The organism is Dyadobacter jiangsuensis (genome assembly GCF_003014695.1).
Taxonomy (GTDB): Bacteria; Bacteroidota; Bacteroidia; order Cytophagales; family Spirosomataceae; genus Dyadobacter; species Dyadobacter jiangsuensis.
The window spans coordinates 87,610-104,060 of record NZ_PYAS01000009.1; the positions used below are offsets into that span (position 1 = coordinate 87,610).

Genomic DNA, 16,451 nt, shown 5'->3' on the forward strand with positions numbered 1-16,451 from the left:
GTTTGATTTGGGATAGCAGGAATCGATAGCTGTGCCGTTGGCGGTGCTGAATTAGTAATAAATCCCAACCGGCAGTGCTTATTTATCAGCCGGTTGGGATAATTATGGTAGTATTTAAAAAGAAGATATCGGAATGACGGGAGCGGGAATTAATTCCTCAATATCTCCTTGGAAATCACTATTTTCTGTATCTCACTCGTACCCTCGCCGATGGTACAGAGTTTGCTGTCGCGGTAGAATTTCTCGGCGGGATAATCTTTCACAAAACCATAACCCCCGAATATCTGCACGGCTTCGTTGGCAACGCGTACAGCGGTTTCGGAGGAGTGGTATTTGGCCACCGAACTCGCTAATGTTACTTTTTCGCCGGCATCTTTTAATGAAGCGGCGTGGAAGGTGAGTAATGACGAGGCCTGGACGTCGGTGTACATATCGGCGAGTTTGAACGCAATGGCCTGGAAATCGCAGATCGCTTTCCCGAATTGCTTACGCTCTTTGGAATAATCCAATGCGACCTCGTAAGCACCCCATGCGGTGCCTACGCCCAACGCGGCAATGGAAATGCGGCCGCCGTCGAGCACTTTCAATGATTGTATAAAGCCGTCGCCGATTTCGCCGAGCCGCTGGCTGTCGGGAATGCGGCAATCCTGAAATAGCAATTCCACGGTTTCGGAAGCACGCATACCGAGCTTGTCTTCCTTGCGGCCTGCGCTGAAACCGGGCGTATTGGTGTCGAGGACGAATGCGGTAGCCCCGTGCTTGTCGCCTGGTTCGCCGGTACGGGTCATGACAACCAGCACATCGGCGCTTTTACCGTTGGTAATGAAGTTTTTGGAGCCGTTAATCACCCAGTCATCACCATCCCGCACGGCTACTGTGCGCATATTGCCCGCGTCGGAACCCGTATTGGGCTCGGTAAGCCCCCATGCGCCTACGAGCGAGCCCGAGGCGAGGCCGGGGAGGTATTTTTGTTTCTGTTCGTCATTGCCGAACATATAAATATGATTGGTGCAAAGTGAATTGTGCGCCGCCATCGACAAGGCTACCGAGGGGTCAACTTTCGCCAGTTCGACTATGGCTGTCACATATTCGCGGTAGCCGAGGCCCGCACCACCCAGGTGCTCAGGAATGAGCATGCCCATGAGGCCAAGCTCTCCCATTTGTTTGAAAAGTTCTTTCGGAAAATGCTGCAGGTCATCCCAGGTACGGATGTTGGGTTTGATGTGCAGCGCGGCGAAATCCCTGACGGTTTGTTTGATAAGGTTACAAATTTCGTCGGAGGGGTTTATAGTCAGGTCTTTTTCTCGTGTGTCCATAGGTGTTGATGATTATATTTGTGTGATTACCCAATGATAGTGAGAATGCAACAAAATCGCTAGCCAGTAACGAACAAATACAAATCGCGAAGGTGAACATTCGCTTAAAAAAATTACTTTTGCAACCGTCCTTACGCACTGGACTTAGTTAAGTACAATTCCCGGATTTTATTAAACAAGTGCCAAAACAGCTATATAATAATTAACCGTATATGAAAATTGCAGTAGTAGGAACAGGATATGTTGGTCTGGTAACAGGTACCTGCTTTGCCGAGACCGGCAACCAGGTGACTTGTGTCGATATCGACGTCAGAAAGGTTGAACGCCTTCAAAAAGGAGAAATACCCATTTACGAGCCGGGCCTCGACGTGCTGTTCGACCGCAATGTGGCGGAAGGACGCTTGTTGTTTACGACCAACCTGGCCGAAGGTATCAAGGATGCGCAGGTGATATTCCTCGCATTACCAACGCCTCCGGGTGAAGACGGCTCTGCCGACTTGAAATATATTCTCAAAGTTGCAGACGATCTAGGACCAATCCTGGATCAGTACGCGGTGATTATCGACAAGAGTACGGTGCCTGTGGGAACGGCTGAGAAGGTACACGCTGCGATCGCTAAGAATGCGAAAGTGGACTTCGACGTGGTATCGAATCCCGAGTTCCTCCGCGAAGGTGTTGCCGTGGAAGATTTCATGAAACCCGACCGCGTGGTGGTAGGCACAACCTCGGAAAAAGCCAAAAAGGTAATGGAGAAGTTGTACGCTCCGCTGGTGCGACAGGGCAACCCCGTGATCTTTATGGATGAGCGCTCGGCAGAAATGACCAAATACGCCGCGAACTCGTTCCTGGCGATGAAGATCACGTTCATGAACGAAATCGCGAACCTTTGCGAGAAAGTAGGTGCCAATGTGGACGATATTCGTCGTGGTATCGGAACCGACAGCCGTATCGGCAAGCGCTTCCTTTTTGCGGGTATCGGATATGGCGGTAGCTGTTTCCCGAAAGACGTACAGGCGCTGGCTAAGACTTCTAAAGATTACGATTACGACTTCCGCATCCTGAAATCGGTGATGGACGTGAACTACGACCAGAAGAAGAAGTTGCTCCCGATGGTGGAAAACTACTTCGCCGAAGGCCTGAAAGGTAAAACGATCGCGGTTTGGGGATTGGCATTCAAGCCTTACACCGACGATATTCGTGAAGCACCTGCATTGGAAAACATCGAAGCGTTGCTCGAAGCCGGCGCGAAAATAGTGGCTTACGATCCGGAAGCGATGACGAACGTAAAAGGTATTTTGGGAGATAAAATCACCTTCACCCACACGCCTTACGCAGCGCTCGATGACGCGGATGCATTGATGATCTTTACCGAATGGCCTCAGTTCCGCACGCCGGAATTTGAAAAAATGGGTAAACTGCTGAAAAACAAAGTGGTTTTCGACGGTAGAAACCTGTACGAACTCGATCAGATGCGTGAAATGGGCTATACCTATTACAGCATCGGTCGTGAGAAGGTGGTGCCTGCCTGATCATAAAATAGTAAATACTTTAACTTACTCATCTTAATGAAACGTGTTTTAATTACGGGAGCAGCAGGTTTCCTGGGTTCGCACCTCTGCGAGCGTTTTTTAAAGGAGGGAATGTATGTGATCGGGATGGACAACCTGATCACCGGTGATATGCGCAACATCGAACACCTGATGCCGAACCCGAACTTCGAGTTCTATCATCATGATGTGACCAAATATGTGCACGTACCGGGCGAGCTCGATTACATCATGCACTTCGCATCTCCCGCCAGTCCGATCGACTATCTGAAAATCCCGATCCAGACGCTCAAAGTAGGGGCAATGGGAACACATAACCTGCTGGGATTGGCCCGTGCTAAAAAATCACGTTTCATTATCGCTTCCACTTCGGAAGTATACGGCGATCCGCTCGTGCATCCGCAAACCGAAGATTACTGGGGTCACGTGAACCCGATCGGGCCGCGCGGCTGCTACGATGAGGCGAAACGTTACCAGGAAGCTATTACGATGGCATACCATAGCTATCACGGCATCGAAACCCGTATCGTGCGCATATTCAATACATATGGGCCAAGAATGCGCCTCAACGACGGACGTGTGTTGCCTGCATTCATGGGCCAGGCATTGCGTGGTGAGGACATTACCGTGTTCGGTGATGGTACCCAAACCCGTTCATTCTGCTACGTGGATGATTTGGTGGAAGGTATCTACCGCCTGCTGATGAGCGACTACTCGTTGCCTGTCAACATCGGTAACCCGAAAGAGATCACCATCGGCCAGTTTGCCGAAGAGATTATCAAGCTGACCGGAACCGACCAGAAAGTGGTGTACAAGCCGCTTCCACAGGATGATCCGAAGCAGCGCCAGCCGGACATTTCCAAAGCGAAGGAAATCCTGGGCTGGGAGCCGAAAGTATCCCGCGAAGAAGGTCTCAGAATCACTTACGACTACTTCCGCAGCCTGCCGAAAGAGCGCCTGTACGAAGAGTCGAACCACCGGGGCTTCGAAGGTTTCTCAGCTAACAAATAATTTTATGAAATCTATATTTCCCCGGACTTTAGTCCGGGGCGTTGGATTTTTTATCATTCGATTTTGAGCTATTGCTTCAATCCCATTGCCCTGGACTTCAGTCCAGGGACCTTAATCAAACAAAAAACCCGCCAAAAGCGGGTTTTTGTTTGGTTAAGGTAGGGAATCAGTCTTATACTTCCATGATCTCCTTTTCCTTCACGGAGAATATCTGTTCGATTTTTGCCACAAAGCTGTCGGTCAGTTTCTGAACGCGCTCTTCACTCGATTTTACCAAATCCTCGGAAACACCTTCCTTGGTCAGTTTTCTCAATGAGTTGTTCGCGTCCTGACGGATGTTACGGACGTTAATCTTCGCGGTTTCGATCTCGTTTTTAGCACGTTTTACAAGCTCGCGACGGCGTTCTTCATTCAATGGGGGAACAGAAATCCGGATGAACTCGCCATCGTTTGACGGGGAGAAGCCCAGGTTGCTATTACGGATCGCCTTTTCGATATCGTTGATGATTTTCTTCTCGAAAGGTTTGATCGCCAGTGTCCGTGCGTCGGGCGTGTTGATTGTCGCCACGTTCTGGATCGGCGTCATTGAACCATAGTATTCGATCTGAAGACCTTCCAGCATTTGGGGAGATGCTTTTCCGGCGCGGATTTTACCTAATTCAATAATAAGGTGCTTGATTGCGCCGTCCATCGTATCCTTGGCGTCATCCAGATATAATTCTATTTCTTCCATTGTTTTATAGTAAGCTGTATTTTTCTATTGGTTCGAAATCAACGTTCCGACATTGCCGCCCATCACCAGGTCGTAAAGGTTGCCCGGTTTGTTCATGTCGAATACGATGATCGGCAGATCGTTTTCCTTGCACAACGTGAATGCGGTAAGGTCCATGATCTTGAGGTTTTTGGACAAAGCTTCATCAAATGAAAGCTGGTCGTACTTGGTAGCAGTCGGGTCTTTTTCGGGATCGGCTGTATAAACGCCGTCCACGCGCGTCCCTTTCAAAACCACTTCCGATTCCGACTCAATGGCACGAAGGCCTGCGGTGGTGTCGGTTGTAAAATAAGGGTTACCGGTTCCCGCTCCGAAAATCACCACACGGCCTTTTTCGAGGTGACGAACAGCACGGCGGCGGATCAACGGTTCGCAAACCTGCTCCATTTTGATGGCCGACATCAGGCGTGTGTTCATTCCGTGTTTTTCGAGTGAGCTCTGGATTGCCATCCCGTTGATCACGGTTGCGAGCATACCCATGTGATCGCCCTGCACACGGTCGATCCCCGATTTCTCCACGGAAGCCCCGCGGAAAATGTTTCCACCACCAATTACGATTGCAACCTGCACGCCTACCTCGGTAATCCTTTTGATTTCCTTGGCATAATTGTCGAGAATGTTAAAGTCGATGACCTGGGCTTTATCGCCCCCGTTGAGTGCTTCTCCGCTGAGTTTCAGTAATAAACGTTTGTATTTTGGTTCCGGCATGGTTGTGAGTGGTGTTTTGATCCGTAAAAATAAGCGGACGAAGTTCAGATTCACAAGTAATTTAGTGAAACTCCAATAATACCTGGTTTTTTTCCACAATCTGTCCGGGCGTCACTTTCAGCGTCTTAATGACCCCGCTACCCGACGATTTGATCACATTTTCCATTTTCATGGCTACCAGCACGAGCAGGTTGTCGCCCTTGGTAATGCTGTCGCCTTCGGCCACGGCAATGGATTGGATCAGGCCCGGCATTGGGGCCTTTACGTTGTTGATCTTTTGTGCGGAGCTATTCTGCATGCCCATTTTTTCGAGCAAAAGATCGAGGTCGTCCTTTGCCGCGGTGTGATAATGCTGGCCGTTGATGAGCAGATGCGTCGTTTTCTCAGCCGGGTTACGGTCGAGTACCTCGATATTGTAGGATTTGTTGTTCCAGATTACGTGAAAGCGGTTGTTGCCAAGCGCCGCAATGTCGCCGTCGAATGCACTACCATTGATAAACCAGCCTTCTTTCCGTTGGTCTATTTCAAATGCATGGTTGCTTTCAGGCTGTTCGGCCTGCGGTTTGTTGCCCACATTTACTTTCAGCATACCATTTCGCTGTAATCGTTGGAGATTTCTTTGAGGATGCTGTCGAGTTCGTCGAATGTAGGCGCTTCCACGAGGCGCATTCTGTAAGGTTTGAAGTGTTCCAGCCCTTTGAAATAGTTGGTATAATGCCTTCTCATTTCAAAAACGCCCGCTACCGGCCCTTTCCAGCGGATGGAGAATTCGAGGTGCCTGCGGCAGACATCCACGCGTTGTTCCATCGTTGGCGGCGGCAGTTTTTCGCCGGTTTTGAGGTAATGCTTGATTTCGTTGAAGATCCAGGGATTACCGATCGTAGCGCGGCCGATCATGATGCCGTCCACGCCGTAGGTATTTTTGTATTCCAAAGCCTTCTCGGGCGTATCGATATCGCCATTACCGAAAATGGGGATGGTAATGCGCGGGTTTTCCTTCACTTTGGCAATGAGCGACCAGTCGGCGGCACCTTTGTACATCTGCACGCGGGTACGGCCGTGAATGGACAGCGCTTTAATGCCAATATCCTGCAAACGCTCCGCTACATCCTGAATGTTTTTGGTATTGTCATCCCAACCCAGCCGTGTTTTTACCGTCACCGGCAAATGCGTCGATTTAATCACCGACTCGGTCATTTTGACCATTTTCGGAATATCCTGCAACAATGCAGCGCCTGCGCCGCGGCATGCGACATTCTTCACGGGGCAGCCATAGTTGATATCGATCAGGTCGGGGTTCACGCGCGACGCGATTTCCGCGCAAGAGCCCATGGTTTCCACGTCGCTGCCGAAAAGCTGGATGCCTACCGGTCTTTCGTACTCAAAAATATCCAGTTTCTGAACACTTTTGGCTGCATCACGAATGAGTCCTTCCGACGACACAAATTCGGTGTACATCAAATCGGCCCCGTTTTCCTTGCATACCGCACGGAAAGGCGGATCGCTCACGTCCTCCATAGGCGCCAGCAGCAACGGAAAATCACTCAGTTCTATATTTCCAATCTTAACCATAATCCTTCAACACCGCTTCGCAGTAATATGTCCCATTGCACTACCCATTGGAACTCCCGAAGAAGCAACCATCTGGGCACGTGAGCTTTGCGAAGCCCTTATTTATTAATTGATAATAAACTGTAAATTTACACCAATTATGCAAAATAGTAACCCGAATCTGGTTGTTTCGCGCGTACCCGGCACCTGGGGCAGTTTATTGGTACTGGTTGGCTTTATGCTTATCGGCATGGCAGTAGGCAATGTACTGGCTGTAATGGTGCTCGCTGTTTACCTCGGTGCGGACACCGAAGACGTTACTGCCCTGCTCACCCAGCTCTTTGCCGAACCCGAAAAAATACCAAATGGATGGAATGCGCTGATGATCATGCAGGGTACGGTCCATTTCTTTTCCTATTTGCTTCCCACGCTCATTTACTGGTTCTATATCGAACGACGTACAATAAGCGACCTCAGCACAACTCGTAAACCGGTGTGGTATATTTGGGTGCTGGCGTTTTTGCTGGTACTGGCGTTTATTCCGGCCAACAGTAAGTTTATCGAATGGAACCAGGCGATGGATCTGCCGGATGCATTGTCGGGGCTCGAAAAATGGATGCGTGACAAGGAAGACCAGCTTTCGGTGATGACGGAATTTCTTACGAGTTATACCAGTTTCGGTCAGTTGCTGATCGCATTGTTTGTCGTGACCGTGCTTCCGGCGCTGGGCGAGGAAATCCTTTTCAGAGGGGTGATCCAGTCGAAGCTTTTTCAGGAATTACGTAATATTCACGCCGCGATCTGGGTGTCGGCCGCGATTTTCAGTGCTATTCACTTTCAGTTTTATGGCTTTCTGCCGCGTATGATGCTTGGTGCATTGTTCGGCTATCTGTATTATTGGACCGGCAATTTGTGGGTCGCGGTACTGGCGCATTTCGTCAATAATGGTTTTGTGCTGGTAATGATGTACTTACATAATGTAGGCCTGGTGGATATCAATATTGAGGAAGAAAAATCGATGCCATTCATGCTCATTGCGGCTTCGGCCGTGGTCTCAGCCGCCATTCTGCAAGTGATCAGAAGGGCCCGCCAGGGAGTGGGAACGGGTGTTCCGCGCAACTTTTAAGATAATTTAACATTTTCAAAAATAATGGAGGAGAATTGGGCGAAGGCCTACCAGAGCGGACAGGCGATCCGGGCCGAAATTGCCCGGGAAATTTTGGACCAGAATGGAATCGGGGCAGTGATTGTGAACAAACAGGACAGCAATTACCCGATTTTTGGAAACTTTGAAGTGCATGTGCCCGCGGCCGACCTTGCAACGGCCCAAACAATACTAACGAATGAAGAAGCGCTTAAACAACCTGAGTAATTTACAGCAAAGAACCATCACCGGGTTGGCGGGCGTATTTGTCATTATTAGTTGCATTGTTTACAGTGAATGGTCGTTTTTGCTGCTTTTTTGCGCCATCAGCTCCCTCACGCAGCTGGAATTTTACAAGCTGCTCGGGCTCGATGGTAACCAGCCTCTTACATATTATGGCACGTTCTGTGGCACAGTCATGATGCTTCTTGCGTATTTGATTGAGCAGGACATTGTCGAGTTTGAAAACTACTTCATTATCAGCCCGCTGCTGTCAATGATATTTTTTATCAAACTCTATAAAAAGAACGACCTGAAACCCTTTACGAACATCGGTTTTACGTTCCTGGGCATTATTTACGTCGCATTGCCGTTCGCATTGATCATCGTGATGGCGCTGCGGGGAGGAACTTACAATTACGAGATCGTACTGGGTAGCTTGCTACTTCTGTGGGCGTCGGACATCGGGGGGTATTTCGCAGGTACCAAGTTTGGAAAAAGGAAACTGTTCGAACGCATTTCTCCCAAAAAATCCTGGGAAGGATCCATGGGCAGTGCGGTTTTTGCGGGCATCATCGCGTTTGCGCTGGGGCATTATTTCCGTACCTTCGAACCCTGGAAGTGGTATTGCATCGGCGCGATCATCGTGGTGGTGGGTACTTACGGCGACCTGGTGGAGTCGTTGTTCAAACGGAGCATTGCCATCAAGGATTCGGGAAGCAGTATTCCCGGCCACGGCGGCTTTCTCGACCGTTTCGACGGCCTTTTGCTGTCGGCACCATTTATTGTTACATTTTTGAAGTTATTTTCCTGAGCGAAATCGCTTTGTATAATTCATAGGGCAATGCCCGGTTACTCAGGTCGTTTGTAAAATAAGGAACGGAATTTTTACATGCATTCGGCAAACACTATTTGAAGGGAAATTTATCATCGTGCTAATCAAAGTTTCCGGGCTTTCCCGGGGCGTAATCTGGAAGGAATGAAACGGAGTCTTTTAATATTTTTCCTCGTGCTGGCGGGAATGTTGTGTGGGCGGGAAGCTTTTGCTCAGGGCGAACAGAAGGCGATTATCTTCTCGGGGGTAGTCGTAGGAGGTAAAACCACAGAGCGGTTGCCGGGTGCCACCATTTTTATCGTGAATGCGGGGCGGGGAACGCTTGCCAAAGGCGATGGCTCATTTACTATCCCGGTTTTCCCGGGCGATAGCATCGTGTTCAGTTATGTGGGGTATAAAAAACAATTCCACATTGTACCGAGAGGCTATAACTCGGACATCTACTCGGCTATCGTGGCCTTGCGCGAGGACGTGGTGACACTTTCCGGCGTGACGATCTATCCTTATTCGACCGAAGAAGAATTTAAAAAGGCCTTCCTCGCACTCAAATTGCCCGATCAGGCTGAGCGCGATGCATTGGCAAAGAGCACCGACCCCGACTACATCAACCGCCTTGCCGCGCAGATGCCCAACAATGCGCAGACCAACTACCGGTACTCGATGGATCAGCTGATGTTCGGACGTGAGTCGGCGGCGAACAAGGGTTTTGCGACCAGTTTTCCATTCCTCAACCCATTTGCATGGGCTAAGTTTATCAAATCCGTCAAAAACGGGGATTTGAAACAAAAGGATTGGAGCAAAGAACTGAATGCAACTCCGCGTGAAAATATCACGAAGCAGGATTTCATCGTTCCCAGCCAGGCTGAAATCGATGCCAGAAAAAAGAACAACGACTAAACGGCCGCCGGTTCGAATTTCTTCAATTCCAGGTTTTTTCCGTCAAATACGGCATAGTGCTGCTGCGTAACCCATTCTCCGAGGTTAATGTAGCGTGAATGTGCACTGACGTGCATGTCCAGCACCAGATGCCGGTGCCCGAAAATGTAGTAATCGTGTGGGGCTGCGGCTTCTACTTCACGGCAGTATTGAAATAACCACTCATTATCCGCGCCTAAAAAACGCTCTTCACCCTTATTCACATTCGCCAATCGGCTGCGTTTCGACCACTCGGAGGCGATCCACATGCCTACGTCCGGGTGCACGACGCGGAAAAGCCATTGGAAAAATCGGTTTTCGAATACCTTCTTTAAAAATTTGTAAGTGTGGTCTCCCGGGCCCAGGCCGTCGCCGTGGCCAACGAGGAGCTTTTTCTGGCCTGCCGGTGAGGTAATGGTGAAGCTTACCGGGTTGCGGTAAATAGGTGCTCCGAGCTCTTCGGTGAGGTATCCCGACATCCACATATCGTGGTTGCCTGTGAAAATGACAAGCTCAATCCCTTCGTCGGCCAACTCGGCCAGCTTGCCCAGCAAACGCACAAAGCCTTTCGGTATCGCCCGGTTGTATTCAAACCAGAAATCAAAAATATCGCCTACCAGGAAAATAACCTGAGCATCGTGCCTGATCGATTCGAGCCAGCTTACGATGCGCTTTTCGCGTTCCCGGCTTGCGGACGCGGTGGGTACTCCGAGGTGAAAGTCCGACGCGAAGTAAATGCGACGCCCGGGGCGAAGGGTAATGTTTTTTTGCTGGAATGAAAGACTCATGTAGATTGGTCAAATGCGGTGCAATTTACGATGTTCGCGGAAAATGCAGCGATGGTATGGTTTTTCAGCAGGCTCTTTCTAGCTTGCATCCATTTTAAACAACCTGAGAAATGAAACGCTACATATCCATCTTCGCCCTCTCGGTGTGCCTCCTGGGCGCTGTTCTGCCGGCAACGGCCCAGGCCCCGAAAAAGATCCCTGCCGACAAGCAGCGCATTACGCTCTGGAAGCCCGACAAAGGTCAGTACTATTTCAGCCACGCCCTGGTTTTTGATTACCAGAACAAGGCGGATAAGACTGCCGGGACGATCAAAATCCACCTCGACCCGGTTACCGGCGCTATGTGTTTTGTGAAAGAGACCAGTTTCGGGCAAGGCGGTAGGTCCTTCGATTTCGTGATCGGCTTCCCCGACGGGAAATACATTTTCTGCGGTACGGATGAGGATGGGAAGAAAGTGAGGATTAATGAGGTGGTAAAGGAATTCAAGCCTGATGTGGATACGAAAAAGCAACAGCAGGACGATTTCAAAACGTACGTCGTTCCTACTGAAAACAAAAGAGAGGATTTTGGTTTTGCCAGCACGGAGTACGATCTGACCTACGCCACTTCCGGCAGTCAGGAAAAAATCTGGCTTACCTACACGCCATTCAGCGTGTACCCGCTCTACGGCCTCGAATTTGTCGAAAGTGCTGTGAGCTTACCGGTTTCGTTCGATTACATGAACTTGCTGCCTCCGGATCTGCTGCTTTCTGAGATCAATTCGAAGGATGTGGTATTGAAACTGAAAAGCTTTGGAAAGGACCCTTACACGGCGAATACAAAGGGTTATACCATATTGAAGGTGAATGATTAATATCTAGGGTGTCACCCTGAGCGCAGTCGAAGGGCATGTACGACGCCGCCGTACGGACTGTCTTCGACTGCGCTCAGACTGACATTTGTGATTATCAGGCTGCACTATGTTATGCATTCTCCGCAGGTGCGGCTTCCGTTATTACGGCTTCCGCCGCTGGAATTTCAACATCTGCTGCCGCAACCTGTGCGCGTTCGGCCATCACTTCGCTTAGCGGGCGCATATTGGCCGGAATCTCCGGTTCTTTATCTTCATCCGCCGAATATGGGAACACATCGAGGATAGGCGTAAGGGTAATATCAGTTACCTCGTAAGGGATCAGGAAGTTGCGCATGCTTTCGTTGATCCGGTCGAGGGCTTGCTGGATGCCTTCCGCATTCACCAGCATATAATTCACGATTTTTTTCTCCTTACCGCTTTTTTCATCCACGGAGAAGTAAATGACCTTTGCTTTGAACCACTGTTCGCCTTCTTCATAAGAGAAGAGGTCGGCCAGGCGCATTCTGCTGATGGCCGTCACGCTGAAATCGCTGGCATCGGTGAGGATCTGCTTGTACAGCCTCGCTTCCGACTCGGTGTATGAAACTGCATCTACGAGGTAAGTCTCGTTGATCGTTTTCAACCTTCCTGCTTCATCTTCTTTTTGATACCGAATTTTTCCTAAATACCAGCTGGCCATTGTTCGTGTTGATTGGGTGAAAATTAGAGTGTGCAAATGTAGAGGCTGGCACGAAAGCACGCAAAAAAATAACACCAGAAACTAATAATCCCCGCCCGGGGTATGCGTTCTGATACCTACTGTTTAACTTGCGTAAAATACATTGTAATGAAAAAACACATTTGGTTGGCTGCAATCGTCCTTGTTGCGGCTGTAATGACAAGTTGCGGCGTGAGTCGCCAGGTTTCGGAGGCGAAGGTTTTTGGTGATTGTAAATATGATATTGCATCGGTCGATAGCGTGTACCTCGCCGGGATCGACATCCGCGAGTTCAGGAACATCAGGAGTTTCAGCGATTTCGACCTGGCCAGATATCCGCGCCTGGCAATGGGACTATTGAGAAAAGATGTGCCCTTAAATCTCCGGGTAAATGTGGATATTACCAACCCCACCCGCAAACGCGCGGCGATCAACCAGCTGGAATACAAAGTACTGCTCACTGAAAGCGAGATTTTCAACGGATATTTGAGTCAGCTGATTGAAGTAATGCCGGGCACCACGCCTACGCGTGTACCCGTAAGCCTGCAAACCAATGCCTACCAGTTACTTTCGAACGACAAAACGCGCGATCAGTTTGTGAACATGATCCTCGCCCTGACCGGCAAGTCGGATGCCAAACCATCGAAGTTTGTTGTGAAAGTGAGGCCGACGTTGGATATTGCCGGAAAGCAGGTCAATTATCCTGGTTACATTACTTTCGAAAAAGAAATAACCAGCCAGATGATCACCGGAACACGGTAAGCAGGCACATTCAGTTCCCAAACACCCCTACATTTTGAAGCTATTTCTCGAAGATCCTCATCTGTTTGAGTATTACAGCCTTGTTGTTGTGCTGCTGCTGCTGTTTGGAGCTACGTTTTTGATAGAAAAGATAAAGCCCTGGCGGCAATGGACCGGCATCGGCCTGATTGTACTGCCGGTGCTCTATTTTTTTATTCTCCTCGATGCGCACCTCGTCAATATTCCCTATACCGACGATTTTAACCTGCTCGAAACCGTTCAGAAACTGCGCAATGCGGATAGTTTTACCGGAATGCTGAAAGCGCTTTTCGAGCAGGTGAACCAGCACCGGTTTGGTTTCGAGCGGATTGTGATGCTGATCATGTTCGTGTTGACCGGCACGGTCAATATCAAAACGCAGATCATTATCGGGGATCTTTTTATGCTTGGGATAGGCTGGTTACTTTACCTGAGCTTTAAGAAGGAGGGTATTGCGTGGTACTGGTTCATTCCCGTTCCCTATATACTTTTCAATCTGGTTTACTTTGAAAACGCCTATTGGGGCATTGCAGCGCTGCAAAACACACCGCTGATCTTTTTTGCGATGCTGACCGCCTATGGCCTCGCTCGGGCAGATGAAAAGGGTTTCCGCATCGGGCTCATTGCCGCATTGCTTACAACCTTTACGAGCGGCAGCGGCTTGCTGGCGTGGATCGTGGGAATGATCATACTGGCGTTTCAAAAGCGTTTCAAAAACCTGTTTGTGTGGATTGCGGCCAGCGCTGCGGTTTTGTTGTTCTATTTCTTTTTCGATTACCAGTTTGTCAGTTCGCCGGGCGAAAAGGTCTGGAACCATCCGTTTTTCAATGCGATCTTCGTGATGGCATTTTGGGGCAATGCCTTGTACCTCGACGTCCGGCATCCGCTCGTGCCCGTGTTTCATAAGGACATGATCGCTTGCGTCGTGCTGGGTGCCGGTATCACCTTTATTTTCGCAGTATGGGCATTGAGGATATTGCTTGCGCGCAAACCTGTTTGGTCGGACTGGTTCCTGCTGGGCACAATGATGTTCGTTATGGGTACGGGCGCAATGTTCGTTATCAGCCGGCCGATTAACAACTACGTTATGTACGGCGGTACCGTGTTTTCGAGGCGATACATGATATTCGGCGTCGTGCTGGTTGCAGCTTGCTATGTCTGTACGGTAATTGTTTTGAAAAACTTCAAATCCTGGAAGAAACTGGTAGCCGTCGTTGCGATGCTGTTTTTTGTCGGATTGAATTTCGTGAGCTATTTTACCTCTATCGTATCGATCCGGAAGCTGCACGACGACCTGGTGATCGATAGCTACTTCTGGAAAAACTACAAGACATTTCTGACCATCGGGGACTTGTTTACCGACATCCCGTTCTGGAACCACCCCACGCGTATGCGCGACCTGATCATCGGGCTTGAATCGGATGGAATTACGGATTTTTACCAGTTTTACGATATGCCTGCGCAGGAAGACCTGATCCGCCAGACTGCTTCGGGAAAACCGTTCTCGGGGACTTTCGACGCGCAATCTCAATACAGAAATGGCGAAAGTAATCTTCCCGCAAAATATTTCAAGTTTTCTGTGACGCCGGAGAAGGTTCAAGAGGGAACGTTTTACATTGTCCTCGAATCAGACCGGAATACCATCGTACTCCCGGCGGTTCCCGAGGCCAATACCGTTTCCGATTTTTTACAAAAAGCCTCATATTACAGCAACAATTACCAGTACTCGCTTTATAAGGCGAAGCTTCCCGAGGGAAAATACCGTGCGTGGATCATGTCGCGCGGCGCATCCCGGAAATGGGAGTCGACTGCTACCGGAAAGCAAGTACTATTTTACTAGGGCTGCCAACGCCTGCTCCTCATTTATGCAAATACTTACCTACAACCTGAACGGCATTCGCGCCGCATTAAAAAACGGCCTGCTCGATTGGCTTCAAACCACGCCGGCTGATATTCTTTGTTTTCAGGAAGTGAAGGCAACGCCTGATGTTGTCGACCTTTCGGGCTTCCGGGAGCTGGGCTACGAGCTGGCAGGCTGGCATGCGGCCGAGAAAAAGGGTTATAGCGGGGTGGCAATATTTTCCAAAATCAAGCCGGATTATGTGGTGGAGGGATGTGGTATTCCGGCCTATGATTCGGAAGGACGTGTGTTGAGAGCTGATTTCGGCGATATCACCGTGCTGAATTGCTATTTCCCGTCAGGTACCAGCGGTGACGTGCGCCAGAGCGTGAAAATGCGCTTCCTGGCCGACTTTTTTATTTGGGTTAACGAATTGAGAAAGGAGCGCCCGAACCTGATTATCTGCGGCGACTATAATATCGCGCATACTGAAATCGACATTCACGACCCGGTAAGGAACCAGAAATCGTCCGGTTTCTTACCCGAAGAGCGCGCCTGGATGACCGAGTGGTTCGCCAACGGCTACACCGACGCATTCCGTTTTATGAATCCGACCCTGCGGCAATATTCCTGGTGGACCTACCGTGCCGGCGCTCGCGGCAATAACAAAGGCTGGCGTATCGATTACATTTCCGTAGCCGATCCCATCAAAAACCGCATTACCGCCGCCCGCCAGTACAACGACGCCGTCCATTCGGACCACTGTCCGGTGTGGTTGGAAATTCAATAGGGCATTGGGGTAAATGTGTGTTTTTATAGCTGAAATGTCTGTTTACTTTTAAAGGTAGACAAACTCTTTATTAAGCTATGGAATACATATGGCCAATCGTTTTGAACTTCGGTAACATGATGGACGAAGAAGATTTCTTTCGATTCTGTCAAATTAATGAAATGGTAGATTTTGAAAGAGATTCGGCAGGGAATGTTGTTGTTCTGCCTTTATCCGGTGCCAGGGGCGGCATTATCGGAGCGCATCTTACCTGGGCACTGTCTTCCTGGAATATCGATTCGCAACTTGGAGTAGGATTCGGTTGTTCTGCTGGCTTCACACTGCCGAACAAAGCGGTGAGATCACCTGACGCATCCTGGATGACGGCCGAGAAATGGAATCAACTTTCAAGGGATGAAAAGGAACGTTTCGCTCCGGTTTGCCCGGATTTCGTTGTCGAACTCAGGCATAACGGCCATGGTTTGCAATTCCTTCTGAACAAAATGCGGGAGTACATTGATAACGGTGTTCAATTAGGTTGGCTAATAGATCGCTTCGACAAGAAGGCCTACATATTCCGTGCGGACGGGTCAGTTGAAATAGTTGGAATTAATGCGGTACTTTCGGGCGAAAAGGTTTTGCCGGGTTTTTCACTCGACCTTCGTAAGCTACTGAAAGCTTAGCCTGGCATCTTAAACGTACATC

18 protein-coding genes are annotated in these 16,451 nt (G+C 49.4%); 11 read left to right on the forward strand and 7 right to left on the reverse strand.

Annotated elements, in window-relative coordinates:
* Positions 1-149: 149 nt before the first annotated feature.
* Positions 150-1,316, reverse strand: a complete 1,167-nt coding sequence (locus CLV60_RS18885; RefSeq protein ID WP_106596934.1) for an acyl-CoA dehydrogenase family protein — start codon at positions 1,314-1,316, stop codon at positions 150-152.
* A 212-nt stretch (positions 1,317-1,528) separates the two neighbouring features.
* Between CLV60_RS18885 and CLV60_RS18890 the strand changes: the two genes are divergently transcribed.
* The gene (locus tag CLV60_RS18890; protein WP_106596935.1) at positions 1,529-2,845 is read left to right on the forward strand and encodes a UDP-glucose dehydrogenase family protein; all 1,317 of its coding nucleotides are present in this window, start codon (positions 1,529-1,531) and stop codon (positions 2,843-2,845) included.
* A 36-nt stretch (positions 2,846-2,881) separates the two neighbouring features.
* The gene (locus CLV60_RS18895) at positions 2,882-3,874 is read left to right on the forward strand and encodes a UDP-glucuronic acid decarboxylase family protein (RefSeq protein WP_106596936.1); all 993 of its coding nucleotides are present in this window, start codon (positions 2,882-2,884) and stop codon (positions 3,872-3,874) included.
* Positions 3,875-4,046: 172 nt separating this feature from the next.
* Here the strand turns inward: CLV60_RS18895 and frr are convergent, their stop codons facing one another.
* The 4 genes from frr to dusB form a co-directional block, all read right to left on the reverse strand.
* Positions 4,047-4,607 (reverse strand): ribosome recycling factor, encoded by a 561-nt coding sequence (frr, locus tag CLV60_RS18900; RefSeq protein WP_106596937.1) that lies wholly within the window; start codon positions 4,605-4,607, stop codon positions 4,047-4,049.
* Between the two features lie 24 nt (positions 4,608-4,631).
* Entirely contained in the window at positions 4,632-5,354 is a 723-nt protein-coding gene (pyrH, locus tag CLV60_RS18905; protein ID WP_019940260.1) for a UMP kinase, read from the reverse strand.
* Positions 5,355-5,415: 61 nt separating this feature from the next.
* On the reverse strand, positions 5,416-5,943 hold the full coding sequence (locus CLV60_RS18910; RefSeq protein WP_106596938.1) for an acyl-CoA carboxylase biotin carboxyl carrier protein subunit: 528 nt from the start codon (positions 5,941-5,943) through the stop codon (positions 5,416-5,418).
* Positions 5,937-6,926, reverse strand: a complete 990-nt coding sequence (gene dusB, locus CLV60_RS18915) for a tRNA dihydrouridine synthase DusB (protein WP_106596939.1) — start codon at positions 6,924-6,926, stop codon at positions 5,937-5,939. The genes CLV60_RS18910 and dusB overlap by 7 nt, the downstream gene beginning before the upstream one ends.
* A gap of 139 nt (positions 6,927-7,065) precedes the next feature.
* Between dusB and CLV60_RS18920 the strand changes: the two genes are divergently transcribed.
* The 4 genes from CLV60_RS18920 to CLV60_RS18935 all read left to right on the forward strand — a co-directional run bounded on the left by CLV60_RS18920 (position 7,066) and on the right by CLV60_RS18935 (position 10,000).
* Positions 7,066-8,031: a CPBP family intramembrane glutamic endopeptidase gene (locus CLV60_RS18920; protein ID WP_106596940.1), complete on the forward strand. Its 966-nt coding sequence runs from the start codon at positions 7,066-7,068 to the stop codon at positions 8,029-8,031.
* 24 nt (positions 8,032-8,055) lie between these two features.
* Entirely contained in the window at positions 8,056-8,277 is a 222-nt protein-coding gene (locus tag CLV60_RS18925; protein ID WP_106596941.1) for a putative signal transducing protein, read from the forward strand.
* Positions 8,249-9,082: a phosphatidate cytidylyltransferase gene (locus tag CLV60_RS18930; protein ID WP_106596942.1), complete on the forward strand. Its 834-nt coding sequence runs from the start codon at positions 8,249-8,251 to the stop codon at positions 9,080-9,082. Before CLV60_RS18925 ends, CLV60_RS18930 begins: the two co-directional genes overlap by 29 nt.
* 165 nt (positions 9,083-9,247) lie before the next feature.
* Positions 9,248-10,000, forward strand: a complete 753-nt coding sequence (locus CLV60_RS18935) for a carboxypeptidase-like regulatory domain-containing protein (RefSeq protein WP_106596943.1) — start codon at positions 9,248-9,250, stop codon at positions 9,998-10,000.
* Here CLV60_RS18935 and CLV60_RS18940 read toward each other — a convergent pair.
* Positions 9,997-10,806, reverse strand: a complete 810-nt coding sequence (locus CLV60_RS18940; RefSeq protein ID WP_106596944.1) for a UDP-2,3-diacylglucosamine diphosphatase — start codon at positions 10,804-10,806, stop codon at positions 9,997-9,999. The genes CLV60_RS18935 and CLV60_RS18940 overlap by 4 nt on opposite strands.
* Before the next feature lie 110 nt (positions 10,807-10,916).
* Between CLV60_RS18940 and CLV60_RS18945 the strand changes: the two genes are divergently transcribed.
* The gene (locus CLV60_RS18945; RefSeq protein WP_106596945.1) at positions 10,917-11,660 is read left to right on the forward strand and encodes a hypothetical protein; all 744 of its coding nucleotides are present in this window, start codon (positions 10,917-10,919) and stop codon (positions 11,658-11,660) included.
* A gap of 109 nt (positions 11,661-11,769) precedes the next feature.
* On the opposite strand, the gene CLV60_RS18950 is transcribed toward CLV60_RS18945, so the two are convergent.
* A complete protein-coding gene (locus CLV60_RS18950; protein WP_106596946.1) occupies positions 11,770-12,339 on the reverse strand; it encodes a DUF4494 domain-containing protein in 570 nt (189 codons plus the stop codon).
* Between the two features lie 147 nt (positions 12,340-12,486).
* Between CLV60_RS18950 and CLV60_RS18955 the strand changes: the two genes are divergently transcribed.
* The 4 genes from CLV60_RS18955 to CLV60_RS18970 all read left to right on the forward strand — a co-directional run bounded on the left by CLV60_RS18955 (position 12,487) and on the right by CLV60_RS18970 (position 16,429).
* Positions 12,487-13,119: a hypothetical protein gene (locus CLV60_RS18955; protein WP_106596947.1), complete on the forward strand. Its 633-nt coding sequence runs from the start codon at positions 12,487-12,489 to the stop codon at positions 13,117-13,119.
* A gap of 34 nt (positions 13,120-13,153) precedes the next feature.
* The gene (locus CLV60_RS18960) at positions 13,154-14,977 is read left to right on the forward strand and encodes a hypothetical protein (RefSeq protein WP_229211042.1); all 1,824 of its coding nucleotides are present in this window, start codon (positions 13,154-13,156) and stop codon (positions 14,975-14,977) included.
* Positions 14,978-15,002: 25 nt separating this feature from the next.
* Positions 15,003-15,767 carry an exodeoxyribonuclease III gene (locus CLV60_RS18965; protein WP_106596948.1) on the forward strand — a complete coding sequence of 255 codons (765 nt, stop codon included), beginning with the start codon at positions 15,003-15,005 and terminating at the stop codon, positions 15,765-15,767.
* Positions 15,768-15,883: 116 nt separating this feature from the next.
* Entirely contained in the window at positions 15,884-16,429 is a 546-nt protein-coding gene (locus tag CLV60_RS18970) for a Uma2 family endonuclease (protein ID WP_229211043.1), read from the forward strand.
* Positions 16,430-16,451 lie beyond the last annotated feature (22 nt).